Source organism: Erythrobacter sp., assembly GCF_011765465.1.
In the GTDB taxonomy this organism is placed as follows: domain Bacteria; phylum Pseudomonadota; class Alphaproteobacteria; order Sphingomonadales; family Sphingomonadaceae; genus Erythrobacter.
Genome location: NZ_CP050265.1, coordinates 944,357 through 966,244, shown reverse-complemented (window position 1 = coordinate 966,244; position 21,888 = coordinate 944,357). Strand labels below are relative to the sequence as shown.

At 66.0% G+C, this 21,888-nt stretch carries 14 protein-coding genes and 1 tRNA gene; 10 read left to right on the top strand and 5 right to left on the bottom strand.

What is annotated here, in order from left to right; genetic code table 11:
• Nucleotides 1-14 precede the first annotated feature (14 nt).
• Nucleotides 15-509 (bottom strand): DUF3429 domain-containing protein, encoded by a 495-nt coding sequence (locus tag G9473_RS04640; RefSeq protein ID WP_291136461.1) that lies wholly within the window; start codon nt 507-509, stop codon nt 15-17.
• A 77-nt stretch (nt 510-586) separates the two neighbouring features.
• Here G9473_RS04640 and G9473_RS04635 point away from each other — a divergent pair, with 77 nt between their 5' ends.
• Both G9473_RS04635 and G9473_RS04630 read left to right on the top strand, forming a co-directional pair.
• Nucleotides 587-1,360: an SDR family oxidoreductase gene (locus tag G9473_RS04635; protein WP_291136459.1), complete on the top strand. Its 774-nt coding sequence runs from the start codon at nt 587-589 to the stop codon at nt 1,358-1,360.
• Nucleotides 1,361-1,493: 133 nt separating this feature from the next.
• On the top strand, nt 1,494-2,867 hold the full coding sequence (locus tag G9473_RS04630) for an AarF/ABC1/UbiB kinase family protein (protein WP_291138229.1): 1,374 nt from the start codon (nt 1,494-1,496) through the stop codon (nt 2,865-2,867).
• Here G9473_RS04630 and G9473_RS04625 read toward each other — a convergent pair whose 3' ends face one another.
• Nucleotides 2,868-4,598: a DUF885 family protein gene (locus G9473_RS04625; protein ID WP_291136456.1), complete on the bottom strand. Its 1,731-nt coding sequence runs from the start codon at nt 4,596-4,598 to the stop codon at nt 2,868-2,870.
• 104 nt (nt 4,599-4,702) lie between these two features.
• Here G9473_RS04625 and G9473_RS04620 point away from each other — a divergent pair, with 104 nt between their 5' ends.
• Entirely contained in the window at nt 4,703-5,215 is a 513-nt protein-coding gene (locus tag G9473_RS04620; RefSeq protein WP_291136453.1) for a low molecular weight protein-tyrosine-phosphatase, read from the top strand.
• 10 nt (nt 5,216-5,225) lie between these two features.
• On the opposite strand, the gene recG is transcribed toward G9473_RS04620, so the two are convergent.
• The gene (gene recG, locus G9473_RS04615; RefSeq protein WP_291136451.1) at nt 5,226-7,286 is read right to left on the bottom strand and encodes an ATP-dependent DNA helicase RecG; all 2,061 of its coding nucleotides are present in this window, start codon (nt 7,284-7,286) and stop codon (nt 5,226-5,228) included.
• A gap of 55 nt (nt 7,287-7,341) precedes the next feature.
• On the opposite strand from recG, the gene G9473_RS04610 reads away from it, so the two are divergent.
• From G9473_RS04610 to G9473_RS04600, 3 genes are all read left to right on the top strand, one after another.
• Nucleotides 7,342-7,620 (top strand): succinate dehydrogenase assembly factor 2, encoded by a 279-nt coding sequence (locus G9473_RS04610; protein ID WP_291136449.1) that lies wholly within the window; start codon nt 7,342-7,344, stop codon nt 7,618-7,620.
• Between the two features lie 64 nt (nt 7,621-7,684).
• Nucleotides 7,685-11,179 (top strand): transcription-repair coupling factor, encoded by a 3,495-nt coding sequence (mfd, locus tag G9473_RS04605; RefSeq protein ID WP_291136446.1) that lies wholly within the window; start codon nt 7,685-7,687, stop codon nt 11,177-11,179.
• Nucleotides 11,176-11,442 carry a hypothetical protein gene (locus tag G9473_RS04600; RefSeq protein ID WP_291136443.1) on the top strand — a complete coding sequence of 89 codons (267 nt, stop codon included), beginning with the start codon at nt 11,176-11,178 and terminating at the stop codon, nt 11,440-11,442. Before mfd ends, G9473_RS04600 begins: the two co-directional genes overlap by 4 nt.
• Before the next feature lie 251 nt (nt 11,443-11,693).
• Here G9473_RS04600 and G9473_RS04595 read toward each other — a convergent pair whose 3' ends face one another.
• Nucleotides 11,694-12,542 (bottom strand): EAL domain-containing protein, encoded by an 849-nt coding sequence (locus G9473_RS04595; protein WP_291136440.1) that lies wholly within the window; start codon nt 12,540-12,542, stop codon nt 11,694-11,696.
• 208 nt (nt 12,543-12,750) lie between these two features.
• On the opposite strand from G9473_RS04595, the gene G9473_RS04590 reads away from it, so the two are divergent.
• The 3 genes from G9473_RS04590 (at nt 12,751) to G9473_RS04580 (ending at nt 17,568) form a co-directional block, all read left to right on the top strand.
• Nucleotides 12,751-13,554 (top strand): NAD kinase, encoded by an 804-nt coding sequence (locus tag G9473_RS04590; protein ID WP_291136437.1) that lies wholly within the window; start codon nt 12,751-12,753, stop codon nt 13,552-13,554.
• Between the two features lie 108 nt (nt 13,555-13,662).
• Nucleotides 13,663-13,737 (top strand) — tRNA-Asn (locus tag G9473_RS04585).
• A gap of 720 nt (nt 13,738-14,457) precedes the next feature.
• Nucleotides 14,458-17,568: a CHAT domain-containing protein gene (locus tag G9473_RS04580; RefSeq protein ID WP_291136434.1), complete on the top strand. Its 3,111-nt coding sequence runs from the start codon at nt 14,458-14,460 to the stop codon at nt 17,566-17,568.
• Nucleotides 17,569-17,765: 197 nt separating this feature from the next.
• Here the strand turns inward: G9473_RS04580 and G9473_RS04575 are convergent, their stop codons facing one another.
• A complete protein-coding gene (locus G9473_RS04575; protein ID WP_291136431.1) occupies nt 17,766-20,078 on the bottom strand; it encodes a winged helix-turn-helix domain-containing protein in 2,313 nt (770 codons plus the stop codon).
• Nucleotides 20,079-20,339: 261 nt separating this feature from the next.
• Between G9473_RS04575 and G9473_RS04570 the strand changes: the two genes are divergently transcribed.
• Nucleotides 20,340-20,678: a UrcA family protein gene (locus G9473_RS04570; RefSeq protein ID WP_291136428.1), complete on the top strand. Its 339-nt coding sequence runs from the start codon at nt 20,340-20,342 to the stop codon at nt 20,676-20,678.
• Nucleotides 20,679-21,888: the final 1,210 nt, after the last annotated feature.

Here is a 21,888-nt window from a genome sequence, read left to right as displayed (position 1 = left end):
CGCCAAGCGCGCTTTCAGACCAGCCTTTCGGCGACCAGCCCCAGCGCGATGGTCAGCAGGCCGAGCCCGAGCGAGAGCTGCACGCGCAGCCGGAGGAAATCGCGCGAGGCGAAACCCAGCCAGCGGTCCACCAGCGGCGACAGCGCGATGAACGCGCCGAGATAGAGCAGCGCCGGGCCGGGCCAGTCCCATCCGAAAGCCCACGGCAGGAACAGCGCGACCGCGATCAGGCTCGGCAGGACGGCGACGACATAGGCCCCTGCCCCCGCCGGGCGGTCGGCGGAATGGGAAATCGCCTGCCCCCACCATACCCCACCCAGAAAGCTGAAGATCGCCGCGGCATAGGCGAAACCCGCCGGGAGAGCGGCATAGCCCCACCCGCTTCCAGCGGACGATCCGGCGTTCATCCCCGGCTCGGCCATCGCGAGGGAAAGGCAGATGATCTGGGGAAGAAGCCCCGCATAGCCGAGCCAGCGGGCGGCGGGAGTGAGCGTCTTGTGTGCGTCCATGACCTCGCAAAATACATAAGGGGGCGCACGGTTCCACCCGCTTGCGACGCGTGCCGGATTGAGGCAACCCGTTGCCCATGGACCTGTTTGATCTTTCCGGCCGCGTCGCGGTCGTCACCGGCGGCAATGGCGGCCTTGGCTTGGGGCTGGCGCGGGGACTCGCCAAGGCCGGCGCGAATGTCGCGATCTGGGCGCGCAACGCGGACAAGAACGCCGCCGCGCTCGAGGAACTGAGCGCGCTCGGCAGGGGCGAAGTTATCGCTCTCACCTGCGACGTGGCGGAGGAGGCGCAGATCGAGGATGCCATGGGCGAAACGCTGCGCGCCTTCGGAAGGGTCGATGCCTGTTTCGCCAATGCCGGGATCGCCGGATCGGGCACGGCGATTCCCGACATGGAGACAGACGGCTGGGACCGCGTCATGGCGGTCAACGCGCGCGGCCCCGCGCTCACCTACAAGCACGTCACCCGCCACATGATCCAGCGCGCCAAGGAAGGCGACCCGGGCGGGAAGCTCGTCGCGACCTCGTCGGGCCAGTCGATCATGGGTGTAAACAAGTCGTCCGACTATGCCGCCTCCAAGGCCGCTCTCAACGGCCTCACGCGCGGCGCGGCGTTCGAGCTCGCTCGCTACGACATCACCGCGAATGCGCTGCTTTTCGGATATTACGAAACCGACATAACCGCGGCTGCCAACCCGAAATTCGCCGAGTGGATGGCAAAGCGCATCCCGCTGCGCCGCCCGGGCGACCATGCGGGCCTCGAAGGGCTAGCGGTGTTCTTCGCCTCGCCCCATTCGGACTACATCACCGGGCAATGCCTGCCGGTCGACGGGGGGCTGTGCATCAGCTGACCGGCCCGCCCGAGCAGCGCGCCTTGCGCGGAACCGCTTCGCGGCCCATCTGTTAGGGAGCAACAGCCGGAACGAGCAGGGTCGCCACGTGCCAGATTCTCCCCCAGAAAACCCCGACGACGACGATCGCAACATCGCCGAAAGCGAAGCCAACTGGACCCGCGAGGAACGCGGCCGCCACCGCGCCGTACCCTCGGGGCGCATTTCGCGGGTGGCAAGTTTCAGCCAGCTCGTGGGCGGGGTCGCGGGCGGCATGATGGCCGAAGGCGCGCGCCGCATCTCCAGCGGAGAGCGGATTTCGGCGCGCGACCTGATCCTCACGCCCGGCAACGCGAAACGGCTCGCCGACCGCTTGTCGCACCTGCGCGGCGCGGCGATGAAGATGGGCCAGATGATCAGCATGGACGCGGGCGATTTCCTGCCTGCGGAACTCTCGCAGATCCTCGCCACCCTGCGCGACCAGGCGAGCTTCATGCCGACGCGCCAGCTCGACAAGGTGCTGAAAGAGCAATGGGGCAATGACTGGCGCCGCCAGTTCAAGTGGTTCAACCCGCGGCCCATCGCCGCCGCCAGCATCGGGCAGGTCCACAAGGCCATGACCCGCGAAGGCGAAGAACTGGCGATCAAGGTGCAGTATCCGGGCGTTGCGAAGAGCATCGACAGCGATGTCGACAATGTGATGACCTTGTTGCGCGTCGCGGGTTTCGCCCCGCCCGAACTGGAAATCGACAAGCTCCTCGCCGCCGCGAAAAAGCAGCTTCACGAAGAGGCCGACTATCACCGCGAAGGCGAGCAGATGGAGCTTTACCGCAAGCGGCTCGAAGGCGAGCCCGGCTTCGTCGTCCCGCGCCTCCACGAAGGGCTGACGCGCGAACACATCCTCGCCATGAGCTTCGAGGAAGGCTCGAGCATCGAGGTGCTGGGCGAGGAATCGCCCGAACAGCGTGACGCGGTCATGGCCCGCCTGATGCGCCTCGTCGCGCGCGAATTGTTCGAATTCGGCGTGATGCAGACCGACCCGAACTTCGCCAATTACCGCTATCGCGGCGAAACGGGCGAGATCGTCCTGCTCGATTTCGGGGCCTGCCGCGAAGTCGATCCCGACGTCTCGAACGGCTACCGCCGGATGCTCGAAGCCGGGCTCAAGGGTGACCGCGAACAAGTGCTGAAAGCGACCATCGAAAGCGGCTTCATGATGCCGATCGTCGCGGAAAAGCATCCCGAGCGGGTCAATCGAATGATCGACATCGTCATCAATGAAATGCGCGAGGACAAGCCGTTCGACTTCGGCGACCGCGCCTTCGTGCCGCTGCTGCGCGACGAAGGCTATGCCATCGCGCAGGACAAGGACACCTGGGCCTTCCCCCCGATCGAGACCCTGTTCGTCCAGCGCAAGGTGTCGGGCACGGCGCTTCTCGGCGCGAAACTGAAGGCGCAGGTCAATATCCGCCGCATCACCGAGGACGTGCTCGGCTCGACCGAGCCCCTCCCCGCGCGCGCCGCCTGATCAGTCCTTGCGCTTGTCCAGTTCGGCCGCGATCCAGCGGTCGACATGGGCTTCCAGCACGGAAAGCGGGATCGCCCCGTTTTCGAGCACGGTGTCGTGAAAGGCGCGCAAGGAGAAATCAGCGCCCAGCGCCCGTTCGGCCCGCGCGCGCAGTTCGCGGATCTTGAGTTCGCCCACCTTGTAGGCGAGCGCCTGTCCCGGCCAGGTCATGTAGCGGTTGACCTCCGCGTCCACATTCGCCGCCGTCAGCGCGGTGTTGTCGAGCATGAAGCGGACCGCCTGCTGCTTCGACCAGCCCTTTGCGTGAAGCCCGGTGTCGACCACGAGCCGGGTCGCGCGCCACATCTCGTAGGACAGGCGCCCCATCTCCTTCGCGGGCGTGTCGTAGAGCCCCATCTCGATCCCGAGCCGCTCGGAATAGAGCCCCCAGCCCTCGACGAAGGCGGTGAAGAAGGTGCCGTTGGCGCGCAGCGGGTGGATGTCGAGTTCCTGTTGCAGCGCGATCTGGAAGTGATGGCCGGGGACCGCCTCGTGGACGCCCAGAGCGGGCAGTTCCCATAGGGGCCGCTGGTCGAGTTCGGTCGTGTTGATGCGGTAGACACCCGGCTGGCCCGTCTCGAGCGAGCCCGGCTCGTAATAGGCGGTCGTGTTGCCCGGCGCCTGCGCTTCGGGGATCGGCTTCACCGTATAGGGCTGGCGCGGGAGGCGGCCGAAAAGCTTGGGCAGGAAGCCGTCGATATGCTTGGCGAGCGCGGCGACGTGTTCGACATATTCGTCCACGTCCGTCTCGTAATACTTGGGATCGGTCCTCAGGTGCTCGATGAAGGCTTCGCGGCTGGCGAAGCCTGCTTCAGCGGCGACTTGCTCCATCTCGGCGCGAATCCGGGCGACTTCGGAAAGGCCGAGTTCGTGGACCTCGTCCGGGGTCATGTCGGTCGTGGTGTAGCTTTTCACCTGCTGCGCGTAATAGGCCGCGCCGCCCGGTGTCGCGAGCACGCCCGGCGTGCCGGTGCGGCAATTGGGAGCGTATTCGCGGGTGTAGAAGGCGAGGAAGTCGGCATAGGCGGGGATAACGCCGTCCTCGATCGCGGCGCGCGCCTGGGCCTTGAGCGAGCTCCATTCGGCCTCGTCGAGAAAGGCCGGCCGTGCGCCTGCGAACGGCTGCCAGAAGGGCGTCGCGCGGTAATCCTCGGCAACCTGCTTGGCGATGCGGTTCTCGAAACCTTCGAGCGGTTCGCAAGGCTGCGTCAGCCCGCGTGCGACCGCCTCGCGGCTACGCGCAATGCCCTGTTCGTTCTGCGCGGCGAAGGCTTCGAGGCGGCTGACATAGCTTTCATAATCCGCGCGGTCGAAGAAGGGCGAACTGTCGGGGAGCGAAGCGAACCACGATCCCCACCCGCCGAATGTCGTGAACAGGACATAGCGATCATGCTGGTGCGCAGAGGCGGCGACCCGGTCGGCAAGGCTCGCCTCGAGCACTTCGTAATCGATCCTGAGATCGACCGGCAGAGCATCGGCATCGATCGCGCGCAACCTTGCGAGGAAGCCCTTCGTCTCTTCAAGCCCTCGTTCGTATTCGGCGAGCGAGAGGTCGGAAAGCTCGCCCTCCCCCCGGTCATCGCCGACGCTGGTGGCGAGCAGCGGCGAGGCGTCGAGCGTCGCTTCCCACACCTCCTCGCGCAGCGCCTCGTAGTCCTCGACCGGGCCGGCCCACGCACTCGCCAGAGGCATTCCTCCAAGTGCTAGAGCGAGACAAAGTTTCCGCACCGAGTAAACTCCCGTATTACTTACAAGAATATTGCGTAATCTGCACTGGCGACCTACTGGCCTTCGACATGGCACAAGGCTCGAATTCACTTCCGGCAGTCCTGTTCGTCTGCCTCGGCAACATCTGCCGCTCTCCCATGGCGGAGGGCGCGTTCCGGGCTGCGGCGGTTAAGGCCGGGCTCGAAGCGCAGGTCGATTCGGTCGGGACCGCGTCCTATCATATCGGCGAGCCGCCCGATCCGCGAGCGATCCGCATCGCGCGCGAGAACGGGGTCGATATCGGCGGGCTGCTCGGCCGCCAGATCGCGCGCGACGACTTCTACCGTGCGACCCACATATTCGCGCTCGACAAGGCGAACCTGCAGGGCATCCGCGCCCACGCCCCGCGCGACGGGACCGCGCAGGTCGCGCTGCTCAACGACGCGGTCGAAGGGCTGACCGGACGCGGTATCGACGATCCCTATTACGGCGACGAGGCCGATTTCCGCCGCGTCTGGGAAGAAATCAACATCGCGGTCGACGTGCTGGTGCGGCGCTTCCTCGAAGAGGGCCTCTCCGCCCGGTTCGACCGTAAAGACTGACACGCGCACCCTATCCGCCGCGCAGCAATTGCACGCCCCAGTCGCGCTCGAACAGGTAGAGCAGCACCCGGGCCGCCTCGCCGCGCGCGCTGGTCAGCCCGCCGTCGCGCTCGATCAGCAGGCGCGCATCGGCATGGGCGGCGGGCAGCAGGCGCTGGACCTGGTCGAGATCGGCGATGGCGAACGCCGCCTCGCCCGATTGCCGCGTGCCGAGCAGTTCGCCCCCGCCTCTCAGTTCGAGATCTTCCTCGGCGATGCGGAACCCGTCCTGCGTCTCGCGCATCAGGGCGAGCCGCTTCTTGCCCGTTTCCGACAATTCGTTGCCGCGCAGCAAGAGGCAGACCGATTTCTCGGACCCGCGCCCGACGCGCCCGCGCAGCTGGTGCAATTGCGCGAGGCCGAAGCGTTCGGCCTGCTCGATCACCATCAGCGTTGCCGAGGGGACATCGACCCCGACCTCGATCACGGTGGTCGCCACCAGCAGCTTCGCCTCGCCGCTGGCGAAACGTTCCATGTTCGCATCCTTGACCTCGGGCGCGAGCTGGCCGTGAACCATCACGACCGCATCGCCGAGACGCTCCTTGAGCGCCGCATAGCGGGCCTCGGCCGCGGCGATGTCGTCAGTCTCGTTGTCGCGGACCATCGGGCAAACCCAGTACGCCTGCTGCCCGCCCGCAAGATGCCGCGCCACCCCTGCGACAACGTCCTCCATCCGCTCCTGCGGCACGACTCGCGTGTCGATCGCCTGGCGTCCGGGCGGCAGTTCGTCGAGGCGGCTCACGTCCATCTCGCCGTAATTCGCCAGCGTCAGCGAGCGCGGGATCGGCGTCGCGGTCATGGCGAGCGTGTGCGGCGCGCACCTGCCCTTAGCCGCCAGCGCGAGGCGCTGGGCGACGCCGAAGCGGTGCTGTTCGTCGATCACGACGAGGCCGAGATCCCTGTAGGCCACGCTGTCCTGGAACAGCGAATGCGTGCCGACGATGATGTCGATCGACCCGTCGAGCAGGCCCATCAGGATCGACTCGCGTTCGCGCCCCTTGGCCCGGCCCGTCAGCAGCGCGACCTCGGCCCCGGTGGGGGCTGCCATGCGGCGCAGCGTCTCGTAATGCTGGCGCGCGAGGATCTCCGTCGGCGCGAGGAGCGCGGCCTGCTTGCCCGCCTCGACCGCGATCAGCATCGCGGCCAATGCCACCACGGTCTTGCCCGCGCCCACGTCGCCCTGCAGCAGGCGCAGCATCGGCGCTTCCTGCGCCATGTCGCCCTCGATCTCGGCGATCGAGCGTTTCTGCGCGCCGGTCATCTCGAACGGCAGCGCGAGTTGCACGCGCAGGTGCCCGTCGCCGATGAGCGACTGCCCCTTGCGCCGGCGGCTGTCCGCCTTGACCAGCAGCAGCGCGAGGCTGTTCGCAAGCAGTTCGTCATAGGCGAGCCGGTCGCGCGCCGGGGCGTTTTCATTGCGGTGCGCCATCGCCAGCGCATCGCGCCAGTTCGGCCATCCGGCGCGCTCGAGCTGGCCCGGCTCGATCCATTCGGGCAGCTCGGGCAGACGTTCCAGCGCCTGTTCGACGAGGCTCGCGACGCGCGGCTGGGTGAGTCCTTCGGACAGGCGATAGACCGGCTCGGTCAGCCGCCCCAGATGCGCCGCGCTTTCGCTTTCGACATGGTCGGGATGGACGATCTGGAGCATATCGCCATAGCGGTCGAGCCTACCCGCGACCCAACGCTTCTCGCCCACCGGCAGCAGCTTCTTCGCCGTGTAGGACGCGCGGCCGAAATAGGTGATCGCGCAGATATTGCCCGCCGCATCCTGCGCCAGCACGCGGTAAGGCCCGCGGGGGGATCGCGAGGCGCGGTGTTCGGTCGGGGTCAGCGCCACGATCACCTGCTCGCCCTCGCCCCCTTCGTCGAGATTGGCGATCGCGCGGCGCGTGACGAAGCGTTCGGGCAGGTGGTAGGCGACGTCCTTGACCCGTTCGAGCCCGAGCTTTCCGAGCGGCTTCGCCAGTTTCGGCCCGACTCCTTCGAGAGCGCGGGTTTCGGCGAACAGGGGGTTGAGGATATCGGGACGCATCGCGGGGGGTTATAGCCGCTTGAACCGTGCGGGCGAGTGCCTTACCTCGCCCGCCATGGACGATATGCCCACTTTCGAACAGCGCCTCGCCCGCGCGCGCTTTCGCGCCTGGCATCGCGGCACGCGCGAGGCCGATTACATGATCGGCGGCTTCTTCGATCGCTACCACGCGGAATGGGACGAGGCGGAAATGGACTGGTTCGAAGACCTGCTGGCCGAAGACGATGTCGATGTCATGGCCTGGGGCCTAGGCACGCAGGCCGTGCCCGAACGGTTCCGGGGCGAGCTGATCGAGAAGATGCAGAAACTCGACTACGTCGATATCCCGCGCTAGGGCCGCGCTCCCCCAATCGCGCGCGGGAACGCCCGTGCGCCAGCGCGTTTGACCCTGTAAGCCCATGCCCGACCTCTCCCGCATCCTCACGAGCGAAACGCCGCTGACGCTGACCTCGCTCCCGCGCGGGAGCCTACCGCTCGTCATGGGCGACCTCGCCCGCGCGGCGAGAAAGCGCGCGGTCTTCATAGCGCCCGACGATGCTGCGATGCGCGCCGTGGCGGATGCGGCGCGCTTCTTCGCGCCCGAGGTCGAGGTGATCGAATTTCCCGCATGGGACTGCCTGCCCTACGACCGCGCGAGCCCGGCTCTCTCGATCAGCGCAGCCCGGCTTTCGGCGCTTCACCGGCTGCAGAACCCCAAGGGCGGCTCGCAGTTTCTCGTCACCACGGTCAACGCCGCGCTGCAGCGGGTGCTCACCCCGTTCCGCATCCGCGAGAGCGTGCGCGAATTCGCGCCGGGCACGACCATCGGCCACGACAGCCTTGCCGCGCTGCTGACGCGGGCGGGCTATTCGCGCACCGACACCGTGGTCGACCACGGCGAATTCGCGGTGCGCGGGTCGATCGTCGACATCTTCCCCTCTTCGCTGGATGAGGGTCTGCGGCTCGATTTCTTCGGCGACGAGCTGGAAAGCCTTCGCCTGTTCGACCCGAACACGCAGCGCTCGACGGGCACGCTCGACTCGCACCTGCTCCTACCCGCCTCCGAGGCGCTGCTCGACGAGGCGAGCATCAAGCGGTTCCGGTCGCGCTACCGCGAGCTTTTCGGCGCGTCGGCGACGCAGGATCCGCTTTACGAAGCGGTCAGCGACGGCAGGCGGCTGGCGGGGATGGAGCACTGGCTGCCGCTGTTCGAGGACAAGCTTGCGACCCTGTTCGACCACCTCGATTCCACCGACGTGATGGTGATCGACCAGCAATCGCTCGGCGCGGGCGAAGAGCGGCTGTCGGACATTGCCGACTACCACGACCAGCGCACGCGCACCGGATCTGACAAGTCGGGCAGCTATCGCCCGCTCCCGAAAGACGCGCTCTATCTTGCCGAAGACGAGTTCGCCCGCGCGCTCGCCAAAGCCCCCGCTCACCGCGCGAGCGTCTTCGCCGCGCCCGAGGGCTCGGCCTCGGTCGATTTCGGCTTCCGGGCCGCGCGCGACTTCGCCCCCGAACGGGCGCGCGGCGACAATGTCTACGAAGCCGCCGCCGAGCATTTGAAGGCCATCGCCAAGGCCGGCAAGCGCCCGCTCCTCGCCGCCTATTCCACCGGCAGCGCCAAGCGGATCGGATCGATTCTCTCCGAAGCCGGCACGCCGACTCGCATGGCGGAAAGCTGGCAGGAGGCGCTCGGCGCCTCGAAAAAGGGCGATGCGACGATCATGGTCCTGCCGCTCGAGGCGGGCTTCGCCAATGACGACCTCGAGATCGTCACCGAACAGGATGTCCTCGGCGACCGGCTGGTGCGTCGCAAGAAGAAGCGGCGCAATTCCGACGCTTTCCTCGCCGAACTTCAAGCGTTGTCGAGAGGCGATCTCGTCGTCCACGTCGAGCACGGCATCGGCAAGTATCTCGGCCTTGAACCCATCGCCGTGGGCAAGAGCCAGCACGATTGCGTCGCATTGGAATACCACGGCGGCGACAAGCTGTTCATACCCGTAGAGAACATCGACGTCCTCTCGCGCTACGGTTCCTCCGAAGAGGCGGTCCCGCTCGACCGATTGGGCGGCGAAGCGTGGCAGAAACGCCGGGCCCGGCTCAAGGAGCGCATCACCGCGATCGCGGGCGAGTTGATGAAGGTCGCCGCCGAGCGTGCGCTCAAGAAAGCCCCCGTTTTCGAAGCCGATGAGGCCAGCTTCAACCAGTTCGTCGATCGCTTCCCGTGGGAGGAGACCGACGACCAGGAACGCGCGATCGAGGACGTCCTGCGCGATCTTGAAAGCGGCAAGCCGATGGACCGGCTGGTGTGCGGCGATGTCGGCTTCGGCAAGACCGAGGTCGCCCTGCGCGCCGCCTTCGTCGCGGCGATGAGCGGGCGGCAGGTCGCGGTCGTCGCGCCAACAACCCTTCTCGCCCGCCAGCACTACCAGAATTTCGCGAACCGCTTCGAAGGCTTCCCGCTCAAGATCGGGCGGCTTTCGCGCCTCGTCTCGTCCAAGGAAATGGCCGAAACCCGCGAGGGGCTGGCAAAGGGCGACATCGACATCGTCGTCGGAACGCACGCGATCCTGTCGAAATCGACTGAGTTCAAGGATCTCGGCCTCGTGATCGTCGACGAGGAGCAGCGCTTCGGCGTCACCCACAAGGAGAAGCTCAAGCAGCTGCGCTCCGACGTGCATATGCTGACGCTCACCGCCACCCCGATTCCGCGCACGCTCCAGATGGCGATGAGCGGCCTGCGCGAACTATCGACCATCCAGACTCCGCCCGTCGATCGCCTCGCCGTGCGGACCTACGTGATGGAATGGGACGACATGGTGATGCGCGAGGCATTGCTGCGCGAACACCACCGCGGCGGGCAGAGCTTCATCGTCGTGCCGCGCATTTCCGACATGGCCCCGCTCGAGGAATGGCTCCACGAGAACGTTCCGGAAGTGAAGGTCGTCTCCGCACACGGCCAGATGGGCGCGGGCGAGATCGAGGAGCGCATGAGCGCCTTCTACGAGTGCAAGTACGAGGTGCTGCTCTCGACAACAATCGTCGAATCCGGGCTCGACCTGCCTTCGGCCAACACCATCATCATCCACCGCGCGGACCGCTTCGGCCTCGCCCAGCTCTACCAGCTGCGCGGTCGCGTCGGGCGGGCGAAGCTGCGCGCCTATGCCTATCTCACCTACGAAAAGGACGTGGCCCTCTCCGAAGTCGCGGAGAAGCGCCTGAAAGTGCTCGGCGATCTCGACAGCCTCGGCGCGGGCTTCCAGCTCGCAAGCCACGATCTCGACATTCGCGGCGCGGGCAACCTTCTGGGCGACGAGCAGTCGGGCCATATCCGCGAGGTCGGCTTCGAGCTTTACCAGTCGATGCTCGAGGACGCGATCCTCGCCGCGAAGGCGGGTGAGATGGGCCTCGAGCCTGCGCGCGACAAGGTTTCCCCGCAGATCACGGTCGATGCGCCGATCATGATCCCGCAGGATTACGTCCCCGACCTCGCGGTGCGCATGGCGCTTTACCGCCGCCTCAACCAGGCCGAAGGCAAGGCCGAGATCGAGAGCCTCGCTGCCGAAATGATCGACCGCTTCGGCGACCTGCCCGCCCCGACGCAGAACCTCGTGCGCCTCATAGAGATCAAGCACCAGGCGATCGCCGCCAACATCGCCAAGATCGACGTCGGCGCGAGGGGCACGCTGGTGACCTTCCACAAGGACGACTTCCCCGACCCCGCCGGCCTCATCGCCTATGTCGACCGCCTGCAAGGGACGGCCAAGCTGCGCCCCGACATGAAGCTCGTCATCAACCGCGCCTGGGGCGACCCGCAGAGCCGCCTCAATGGCCTCTTCCAGCTGACCAAGGGGCTTTCGGGGATCGTGAGGAAGGCGGCGAAGGCGAAGGGCAAACAGGCGGCATGAGATTTTCGGCTCTCGCCAAGCGTGTCGAGCGGTTCGTCGATCGGCAAGTGCGCCCGCCCCGAACGTTCTATCAATGGCGCTGGCTGCTCAGCATACCACTGATCCCCGTCATCGCCCTGTTGGTGTATTTGGTGAATAACGGCCACATCGTCGCGGCCTGCCTCGGGACAGGACCGGGCTTTGCTATCGTTTTCGGATGGGTGCGCTTCCTCCTGCGCCGGCAAGAGGCGATGTCGCAGCGTCCGGAAGACCGGCCGTTCTAAGGGTGCCCTCAGAAAGGCGCCATTTCCTACACAGCCGCGCGGCTCTAGAGACTCCGCCTGCTCCTTCGCATCGTCGTCATCCCCACCCGCGCCCCTTGAGGGCATCAGGCGCGCGAAGAATGAGCGAAAAAGCCCCCCTTCCCCGTGTCCGTCACTTTCGCGATTTCCACTGTAAGATACCGGCATTACTGGCGAAATCGGCGCGCCGAAAAGGTGACAGGGTGTAACCTTTGTCCGCTTTGGCCGCAGGGTTACCCGTGGCCCTTGCCCCGCGCGGTGCGGGCGAGTGCGAGCACGGCCTCGCTTTTCATCGGCTGTGCACGCAGGAAGCCCTGCCAGTAATCGCACCCTTCGCTCACCACGGCGGCGCGCTGGATTTCGCTTTCGACGCCCTCGGCATAGACCGTGAGGTCGAGCGCCTTGCCGAGCTGGATCATTGCTCGCAGCACCGCGAGCGCGGTCGGATCGCGCGGTACGCTGTCCAGCATGGTCTTGTCGAGTTTCAGCGCGTCGAGCGGCAGTTCGCGCAGGTAGCGGAAATTGCAGAAGCCCGCGCCGAAATCGTCGAGCGCGGTGCGAAAGCCGAGCTTGCGAAGCGCGGCCAGCGCCTCGCCCGCCTGTTTCAGGTTGCGCAGCAGCAGATCCTCGGTGATCTCCAGCATCAGCCGGTGCGGCGCGATCTCGCTACGCCCGATCAGCCCCGCGAAATCGGCCGCGAAGCGCGGGTCGCCCAACTCCTCCGGCGTGATGTTGAGCGAGAGCGTGAGCGTTTCCGGCCAGCGCGCCGCATCCTCCAGCGCGCGCGCGACGACATGGCGCGAGAGCGGCGCGACAAGCGCGGCGCGCTCGGCGATGGCGAACAGGTCGCGCGCGCCGATCTCGCCGAGAGTCGGGTGGCGCCAGCGCGCCAGCGCCTCGGCCCCGGCGACCGCGCCTGTCGCGGCGGAGAACTGCGGCTGGAACAGGACTTCGATCTCGCGCCGGTCGAGCGCGGAGAGCAGGTCCGCCTCGAGCGCGCCGGGGCGCACGCCCGGCATGATCGAGCCGCCCTTGGGCATTGCTGCGTGCCCGGTTCCTCGCAGCGATTGTCGCCGTTCCATCAGGTTTCGCGCTCCCTCGCGATCGGATCTCGTTTTCACGGGTCTTCCATCGAAAGGCCCGCCGATAACCGCGTGGTGCTTTCTTAAGCATGGCCTGCTCGAAAAAGGCAGGCTAATCGGGAAGACGGCCTGAATTGAAACATGGTGACGAATCTGCAATTGCCGCGAGGTGTCGGGGAGCATCGCAAAGGGCCGGACGGGGGAGAGAATGGCGAGGACAGGCGTAGAGCCGCACCAGTTCACGAGGCCCTGCCTGCTCGCGTCCGATACCGAGCGTGCGCAGTCGGCTTACGATGTCCTCGTCGGCCAGCACGACTGGGCCCCGCTCGAGGAGGCCGATAGTGCGGTGGTCCTCGGCGGGGACGGGTTCATGTTGCAGACCCTGCACGAGATGCTCGATTCGGGCCGCATCATCCCCGCCTTCGGGATGAACCTCGGCACGGTCGGGTTCCTGATGAACCGTTATACCCCGCGCATGGACGTGCTGGGGCGCTTGAACCGGGCGAAGCACAAGGCGATCGCGCCCCTGCGGATCGAGGCGGTGACCCAGCGCGGAGAGCGCCATTCCCTGTGCGCGATCAATGAATTGTCGATCCTGCGCGAAACCCGCCAGACGGCCAAGATCGAGGTCACGGTAGGAAGTCGCGTGCGGATCCGCGAGTTGGTCTGCGACGGGGTGCTCGTGGCGACGCCGGCGGGTTCGACGGCCTACAACCTGTCGGCCAACGGGCCGATCCTGCCCTTGGACAGCGAGGTTCTCGCGCTGACCCCGATCAGCCCCTTCCGCCCGCGGCGCTGGCGCGGGGCGATCCTGCCCGACCGGATGAAGATCGTGCTGAAGGTGCTCGAACCGGTCAAGCGCCCGGTCGCCGCGGTCGCCGACCAGAAGGAATTGCGAGACATCGCCGAAGTGAGTCTGGAGATCGCGCGCGATACCGAGCTCGAACTGCTGTTCGATCCAGGCCAGAGCCTAGAGGAGCGGATCGTCTCCGAACAGTTCGTCACCGCATGACCTGATGCCTCAGCCGCAAGCTCGGGAAATCCACTTCAAAACACTCTTGCAAAACGGGATATGCCCCCATATACGCGCGGCTCGCTCCGGCAGACAGACCGGGGCTGCTCCCCGATAGCTCAGCGGTAGAGTAGGTGACTGTTAATCACTTGGTCGTTGGTTCGAATCCAACTCGGGGAGCCATTCATACCGCGCTGCGCCTCGACAGATAACGCAAGCCTGCCTTAGCCAAGATCAGCAGGAAGGATGCCGAAGCACATGGCTTCGATCTTGACGAGATCACGAGGACGCGTTCGAGCCTAGACCGAATTCACAAGACACGGTGCATTCGGCGCTGCTTTGATATTTCAGCGACGCCGTTTGCGCCGACTGAAAAGAAGACGACCGACACGGCGTTGTTCGAGTAACGGGTTTCCGACTTCGGCCTGAATGATGCGGCATGATCGATTTGGAGTCCCTGCCAAACGAATTGCGCCCCCGACCTCGCAGCCGTCGCTCGCGATCGCGGAAGAAGCGGATCGCCCAAGTTTGCTTTTGAGTGAGTGAGGAGACGCTCCAGCGAGGATATGATCTCGTTCAGCTTTCCAACGGCCGGCGGCCCCTTTATCGTCGCTCCGACCGTCTGCAACCAGGATGACTCGACGTATCACGTTTGTCTTGTCGTCGGAGCAACCTGCTGCTCCAGTGACGGTCGAATTGGATCACCGGCCATTCAAGAATGATCCGGACACAGCCTATTGGATATTTGCCCTTGCAGGCAGACAAGCTTGTCTCTCAAACATGACCGTCCGTTCGCAGGCGTTTGCCTGGTGACGTTCGCGTCATGAAGAAGGCTTGAGGGGGGTAAGCGTGCGGTTGCGTCATCGATTGTCTGTACTGGGTTTCGCTTGCGTTGGTATCCTGATGTTCGCTCCGGGCGGCAACCTCGCCGTTGCGGCGCAGACCATCGATCCGATCGAAAGCGAGGCGATCGCTGCGGATCCCCGCTACGCCGAGCTCTTCGCCGCGATCCGGAATGCGTCCGGTGACGAGGCTGTCCTGGAAACCTCCGTGGAGCTGATGGCCTATGTCGCGCAAGCCTATCAGCCCGATGACAACCTCTATCTTCAGACGCTCGACCAAACCTTCGATGTCGTCAATTACCTGGATCTCGAAGGGCGATACTCGGCTTTCATGCGACAACTATACGTCGAGGCCTTTCCGGCCGTCGCGAGGAGGCTGGGCCCGGATCATGCGCTGAGCAGGATCCTTCGCCGGCGACGCGACAGCGCGCTGGAGAGCGCAGGACTTATCGATAGACGGGCGCCCGACACATACGAGTTCCTGCCCGGTCCGCGCGATTTCGCCGCACTGCCGTCATCCCCGCCCCAGCAGGTAACTGGGATCGAGCGGCAGGCGATTGCGACGGACGCACGCTATGCCGAGCTGTTTTCCGAATATCAGGAGCAAAGGACCACCTGGCAGTCCGACGCGGCATGGCTGCAGGCGACGATGGCCCTGCTTCGCTATGTCGAGCGCACCTACACGCCGGACAGCGAAATTTACCTCCGGACGCTTGCCCGTGCCACCCTTGCCGTGCGCGCCGTCGATTACGACCGGGTCCATGTCGACCTGGTCAGCCGGCTTTCCGCCGAGGCCCTCCCCGCCGCGCAAGCGCGGCTGGGGCAGGACAATGCGCTGGTGCGGCAGCTGGCCGGGAATCTGGAAAATTGGCAGCAAGACGCCGAGCGTCAGGCCATGTTCGCATCGGAAGACCTTCCGTCGGAATTCGATTGGCGCCTCGACACCTATGACGAACCGGCACGCTCCGAACTGCGGAACCTGTTCGAAAAACGGGCGGACTTGTCGGGCGATGCACTTGTCGAGAATCTCGTGACGTCGCGCGATCTCGAGCTGCGCGAGATCGGCGCATTTCGTCCCTATCCCCTCTACTTCGCAACCCGCGAACTGCTGCGCGGGATGACCGAAGCAGGCCGCTACGACCTGGTCGTGGAAGAGGCGGCACGCTGGCTCGATGCGCTGGGCGATGACAATTTCGGCCAGTCCGACATGGAAGTGACCGTCATTGCCTATCTGGCGAACGCCCAGGCGGCGCTGGGAAACAGCGACCTGGCAGCCGAAGCCCTTGCGCGGGCCGTTCTCGCACCTGACCTCAACGAGGTGCCGCCCGAGCAACTTTATCCCTGGCAGCCGGGATCGGACCCGGTGGAGCGCGAATATTATCTGCCGCAGGCCCGCTCGCAGCTCGCCCGCATCCTCCTGCGAGCCGACACTCGGTCCGCCCTTGCTCTCGACAGCGCTCGGTTCGCGATCCGCTATCTGCGCGGCGTGCGCGACAATCGCCCGCCGGGCGCGGAAGCCAATGCCGTGATCGCGGATCAGTTCTCGGCACCGGAAGACCTTCCTTTCGGGCAGGATGCAAGACAGCAGTTCTCCGGTTTCGTGGAAGCGGCATGGCGTCTCGCACAGGAAAATGGCGACGCGGACAAAGCCCTGTTCGCCGAAGCCTTCGCCGCCGCGCAGGACGCCCTGCAGGACCGCGCGACACGGGCGGTCGCGCAGAACGCGGCAAGCGAGTTCGCGGCGCGCGCAGGGTTCGGGGAGCTGGCCCGCCAACGCGAGGCCATATCCCGGGAAATCGCCAGCCTGGCGCGCGATGGAATGGCAGGCAGCCGGGAGTATCGGCAGGCTGTGGCGCGCCAGGAAGACATCGACTGGCAACTGCAGCAGGCCGCGCCCGAATTCTTCCGGCTGATCCGCCCCAGAGCGCTTCCCCTTGCCGAGGCGCGCGCGCTGCTGGGGCAAGGTGAAGCCGTGGTCCTGGTCCTGCCCACGGAATACGGCACGCACGTCATGGCCGTCACTCCCGAAGGCGAAGCCTGGCACAAGTCGGACCTGACGGCCGACGAAGTCGCCGGGTCTGCACGCAGGCTTCGCGAGGATCTCGACCCTTGGGGTGCAGGCGTAATCAGTTACTGGGACGCAGGCTTCGAGGCCGGGGCCGCGCATGATCTATTCCGCGAACTCATCGAACCCGTGATGCCGGTCCTCGCGGCCAGCGATGCGCTTCTCTATGCGACCGGGCCGGAGCTCGCGTCGATCCCGTTGACCGTCCTTGTGGCTGCCGCGCCCGATACCGCAGGCGAGAGGCATCACGATTACCGGGCGATGTCCTGGCTGGGAGATCGGTTCGCGATGGCGCAATTGCCATCTATCGCCTCGCTCGCCTTTCTCCGTACGAACGTGAAAACCGCAAGCAGGCAGCGCTCGATCGTCGGCTTTGCCGACCCGATTCTCGAAGGAGAAGCGGCAACCCGCGGCGGGCGTAACGCAGGTTCGGTCGCCAGCACGCGCATCGCCCTTTCCGCCAATGGCAGGGACGGGCCGCCACTGGCCGACCCGGCAAGCATACGCGCTCTTGCGCGCCTGCCGGGCACGGCGCAGGAAGTGCGGATGCTGGCGCAATCGCTGCAGCAGGGCTCCGAGGTGCTCTATCTCGGCGCTTCTGCAACCGAATCTTCGGTCAAGGATGAAGACCTGTCCAATGTGCGGTTCCTGGCTTTCGCGACGCATGGGCTGAAAGCCGGAGAAGGCGGCATAGCGTCCGAGCCGGGGCTCGTCTTCACACCTCCCGAGGAAGCGACGATGCATGACGATGGCCTGCTCACCGCATCGGAAATCCTCACGCTCGACCTGTCGGCCGACTGGGTCATGCTGAGCGCCTGCAACACCGCGGCTGCCGACGGCCTCGGCGGCGGCAGCCTGTCCGGCCTTGCACGGTCGTTCTTCTTTGCCGGAGCACGCAGCCTCCTCGCCTCGCATTGGCCCGTGCGTGACGATGTCGCCCCCCTGCTGACATCCGGGGCTGTCCGGATGCTGGCCGAAAACCCGGGAATGTCGCGCGGCACGGCATTGCAATTGGCGATGATCGATGTCCGGAACGACGAAAGCCTGGAATTCGCCGATCATCCAAGCAGTTGGGCGCCATTCATCACGGTGGGCGACTTGCGCTGATGAACGACCAAGCGCCGGCTTACCTTCCGCTGCTCGGACCAAAGCGAACATCGCCTTGGCATCTGGTTGCCGGGAAATGCGACGAGCTCAAACCCGAACCATCAAGCATGGTAAGGACCGGGGCTGAACTCAACGCCTCCTGATGCCTTGGGCGAAGGGAAGCGCGAGATTTTTCAGTTGCGGGCCAACCTGACCAATCACAAGCCGAGCGAAAGCACTTCCGCACGCTCCCTTGATAAGCGGCGGCGGATTGGATCGAGAACCGCGTCGACTTCGGGCAATTGGCGGATCTCGCCATAGAGCGGATCAGAGCGCAGCAGGTTGTGCACGCTCGGATCGACCCGCGCCGGGGCGAAGGGCCAGCCGAAATCGGGAAGCCTCGCGACCACCTCCGCGGCGCGCCCGGCGTCACCTTCGAGGGCGGCGATGTCGAGTTCGAGCAGCAGCGGATCGAGCCATTCGAGCCCGGTGGCGCGCGCCTCGGAAAGCGCCTTCTTCATCGCGGCAAGGTGCGCTGCCGCCTCATTGTCGCGTCCGGCGCGGCGCAGGGCGAGGACGAGATAGGGCGAGACGCCGGTGATGACGGCATAGGGCTGTCCGGTCTGCTCGGCATGGGCGGCGAAGGCGGCGGGGCTTGCGAAACGCGCGTCGTAATCCTCGAGCATCTCCCGCTCACGTCCGGTTTCGAGAAAAAGCGGCGCAGCCACTTCCATGAAGCGCGGATCGTCCCACGCCCGCTTGCCCGCCAGCCCGGCCCGTTCGAGCTCGGCCCTTGCGGGCAGGTCGCCGCGATCGAGCCGTTCGAGCATCCCGGGCGCGCTGCCCCGCCGCACCCTCTGGCCATCGGCCAGCGGCAGGTCGAGCAGCAGCCGGATCATGCGGTCGGGGATATAGATGCTGTAAAGCCGCTCGCCATCGGTCGCCGTGCGCGAGGCGCGGGTGGTCAGCTCGACGAAGCGCGACAGGTCGCCCTCGAGCCGGGCGAGCCGGGCTTCGGCGAACATTTCCTGCGCCGGCGTCGCCGAGGCGGCGGCGATGTCGCGCTCCATCTTGCGCGCGAGGTCGCCCCGGCCGAATTCGGCGGCGAGTGTCGAGACGTTCCAGACCGCCGGCCAGAGCGGGTCGATCGCGACCATCCGGAGCGCGCTCGCCATCGGATCGCCGCCTTCGAGCAGGAAACGCTGCTGCTGGATCGAGAGCCAGAACCACGCTTCGGAATCGCCCGGGTCGAGTTCGACCGCGCGTTCGAGATTGGCGAGCGCGACCTCGGGTTCCTCCGAGGCGATGCCGATCACCTTGAGCGCCTCGACCGTGTCGGCCCGCATTTCGAGAGCGCGCTCGGCGAAGGCGCGCGCCATGCCGCGATATCGCGCGGTCTCCTCGACCCCTTGCGCGGGATAGAGGAAATGGGCCTTGGCGAGCGCGCCCCAGCCGGCCGCGAAACGCGGGTTGCGCGCGGTCACCTCGCCGAGGATTTCGAGCGCCGCGCGGCGCTGGTCCATCCCGCGAGTGCGCATCAGCCCGTTGGCGACGAGGTAGAGCTTGAAATCGCTCGCCGAGACCGCTTCGGGCAGGGTGCTTTCGCGCACCGGGCGACCGAGCGCGAGCGAGACCGAGCGGGCGGTGCGGAACGGCAGGTGCTGGGCGGCGTCGGGCGCGCTCGACAGGCGGTCGACAAGGACTTCCTCGCCCGTATCGACATCGATCAGGCGCAGGTCGAGCGCGGCGCGCTCCGCCTCGACCGCGAAATCGCCCGCCCAGACATAGTGCGCGCCGAGCCGCTTGCCGATCTCGGTCGGGGAGAGGCCCTCCTCGAGCAGCATCCGCGCGCTTTCGCTGGCCGTGACTTCCATCGCCCCGACCTGGGCGAACTGGGCGCGCAGCTCGCTCTCTAGCCCGGCGGCGTAGAGCGGGTCGACGCCCTCAGCGACACCGAGCGGGAGCATGGCGACGCTGATGTCGGGAAGGGGCTCATCGCCGGTGGGGCGCAGCAGCGCGAAGACAGCGGCGAGCGCGACTGCGACCAGCACCGCGATTCCTGCGAAGAACGGGCCTCGCCTGCTCTTCGCCGCAGCGGGAGAACCGGGGGCGTCCGCATCGTCGCCTTCGGCAATATCCGCTTCGCCTTCCGCCTCGCTCTCGCGCACCACCAGCCGATACCCGACCTTGGGCACGTTCTCGACCACGACGGCCTCGCCTGCGACATCGCGCAGCGCCCCGCGCAGCAGCGAGATCACCCGGTTGATCGAGGTGTCGCCGATCACGCGTCCGTCCCAGCAGCGATCGATCAGGTCGTCGCGCGAAAGCAGCGCCCCGATCGGGTCCGACAGGGCGATAAGCACCTGCATCACCTTGGGCTCGAGCATTGCCTCGCCGTCCGGACCGACGATCCGCCGCAGCGAGGGCCGCACCCGGACCGGGCCGAGCGCGAAATCGCTGTGATGGGCAAGGTCGATGCGCCGCGCGCGCTGTGCGAGCGCCTCCTCGGACCGGCCCGGTTGCTCGTTCATGGCGTAGCGCCTCGCTGCATCGACATCTGCGTCAATTAACGCGCCCGATGTCGATTAGGGCAGAAAACACCCCCCAAGTCACCCTTCGAGCTGCAAAAATAAGCTTTTCATAAGGGCCAAATCACGCCTCTTGTGAAGCGCGATAAGGTCGACCCGGTCATTCTCCAACTCATCCGACGGGCCCTCCGGATCACACCGGAACGGCTCACTCGGACAAACCGGACGCGGCGCACCGCCGCCCTGCACACGAGGAGAAGACCCATGACCAAGACCATCACCACCGCCGCCATCACTTTCGCCGCGAGCCTCCTGCCGCTTTCGGCCGCGAACGCCGCCGAGCCGCGCTCGGCCGACATCAGCTATGCCGATCTCGACCTGTCGAGCGAGGCCGGCCAGGCGATCTTCGACCGCCGCATCGAAGCCGCTGTCGAAGCGGTCTGCGGCAGGACCGAAGGCAGGCCGACCTTCGACCGCGCGGTGCGCGAATGCCAGGCGGAAACCCGCATCGCGGCGAAGACCTCGCGCGACCTTGCGGTGGCGAAATACGGCCAGCAGCAGCTCGCCCGCAAGGACCGCAAGATCCGCCTCGTCGCCCGGTGATCGCCGGACGCCGTTCCGGGTGAGCGCGGCCTTTCGTGAGGCGCTCACCCACACCATGATGCCGGGCTGCTTGTGTCCCCTTGCAGTCCGGCATCGCCATGCCCGCTTGCCACGTGCCGTTCAGAAATTCGCGTCGAGCCGCTGCCAGAATGCCTGATGATCGCCCAGTGCGGCGAATTCGGCGCCCGGATTGGCGACGATGACGACGGTGAAATGGTCCTTCTCGAAGAAGGTTGCGCGCCAGCACGCTGACCCGGCTTGCGAATCTGCCGTAGTCGTAGCGCAGCCCCGCGACGAGGTCGCTCCGGTCCGTCAGCGCGAATTCGCCTTCAGCGAACACGGCGGAGCTGCGCGTCGGTTTCAAGGCCAAGAAGTTCGCGACGTGGCGCAATCAGCTCAACCGGGTGCGCATTCTCGATCAGTTTGGAAACACGACGAGCGTGAAGGATTACAGTGCCGCGATGCGGTGGGCGGTCCACACTCACAGCCCCGCCGTCCTCACGACCTGACCGCGAAGGATCCGCAGACCCGAGGCGAGCGTCCCTTTTCCGATGAGAGTGGAGCATTCGCGGCAGCAGTCCGCTCCCTCCACCATGCGCCGAGCCTTGAAAGTTCCGCCAGCCCGTCCTCCCGGCCGTACTTGCGGCAAAAACGACAATCTCTGACGGGCCGAGCTTTCAGATCGTTCTGGGGGAATGTCTGCTGCCGACGCTGAAGGGACTACGATTTCTCGGAGGTCATTTCCCGACAAAACCCGACGGCGCGAGTTATCTCCTGGACGGCCATGTGCTGGGAACAATCGATCTGTTCCACACGAACGCTGCCGATCTCATCTGGTCGGCGGTGAGCATTGGGTTGGGGACGTGAAATGTTCACCGCTCATGGCAGCCGACACAACAGGTGTGGGACGCAATAAAAGCTTGGATTCGCTCGACCAAGAATCAATTGGTTGCGGTCGGCCTGACTCCAAGAAGCTTGGATAAAAGTCACAACATGCTGGATTAACCGGGCTGATGGCTCAAGACAGCTTGGACGATCCTTTGAGCAGACGCTGGATGCCAGCTAACGAAGAAAGCATCTTAGCAGTGGGCATGTTGCGAAGCGGCTGCAAAGCGATCCGGCAACTGTGGAGATATGCGGCGAGCTAGACATCAGACAGCCTCGCGGCTCGGCAACTTTGCGCCCGATTTCGGCCGATCGAGCTCGCTCA

What these genes read in the sequence shown, in the direction of transcription:
- G9473_RS04640 (WP_291136461.1), bottom strand. Translation starts at nt 509, where the DNA reads ATGGACGCACACAAGACGCTCACTCCCGCCGCCCGCTGGCTCGGCTAT.
- G9473_RS04635 (WP_291136459.1), top strand. Translation starts at nt 587, where the DNA reads ATGGACCTGTTTGATCTTTCCGGCCGCGTCGCGGTCGTCACCGGCGGC.
- G9473_RS04625 (WP_291136456.1), bottom strand. Translation starts at nt 4,598, where the DNA reads ATGCCTCTGGCGAGTGCGTGGGCCGGCCCGGTCGAGGACTACGAGGCG.
- G9473_RS04620 (WP_291136453.1), top strand. Translation starts at nt 4,703, where the DNA reads ATGGCACAAGGCTCGAATTCACTTCCGGCAGTCCTGTTCGTCTGCCTC.
- recG (WP_291136451.1), bottom strand. Translation starts at nt 7,286, where the DNA reads ATGCGTCCCGATATCCTCAACCCCCTGTTCGCCGAAACCCGCGCTCTC.
- G9473_RS04610 (WP_291136449.1), top strand. Translation starts at nt 7,342, where the DNA reads ATGGACGATATGCCCACTTTCGAACAGCGCCTCGCCCGCGCGCGCTTT.
- mfd (WP_291136446.1), top strand. Translation starts at nt 7,685, where the DNA reads ATGCCCGACCTCTCCCGCATCCTCACGAGCGAAACGCCGCTGACGCTG.
- G9473_RS04600 (WP_291136443.1), top strand. Translation starts at nt 11,176, where the DNA reads ATGAGATTTTCGGCTCTCGCCAAGCGTGTCGAGCGGTTCGTCGATCGG.
- G9473_RS04595 (WP_291136440.1), bottom strand. Translation starts at nt 12,542, where the DNA reads ATGGAACGGCGACAATCGCTGCGAGGAACCGGGCACGCAGCAATGCCC.
- G9473_RS04590 (WP_291136437.1), top strand. Translation starts at nt 12,751, where the DNA reads ATGGCGAGGACAGGCGTAGAGCCGCACCAGTTCACGAGGCCCTGCCTG.
- G9473_RS04580 (WP_291136434.1), top strand. Translation starts at nt 14,458, where the DNA reads ATGTTCGCTCCGGGCGGCAACCTCGCCGTTGCGGCGCAGACCATCGAT.
- G9473_RS04575 (WP_291136431.1), bottom strand. Translation starts at nt 20,078, where the DNA reads ATGAACGAGCAACCGGGCCGGTCCGAGGAGGCGCTCGCACAGCGCGCG.
- G9473_RS04570 (WP_291136428.1), top strand. Translation starts at nt 20,340, where the DNA reads ATGACCAAGACCATCACCACCGCCGCCATCACTTTCGCCGCGAGCCTC.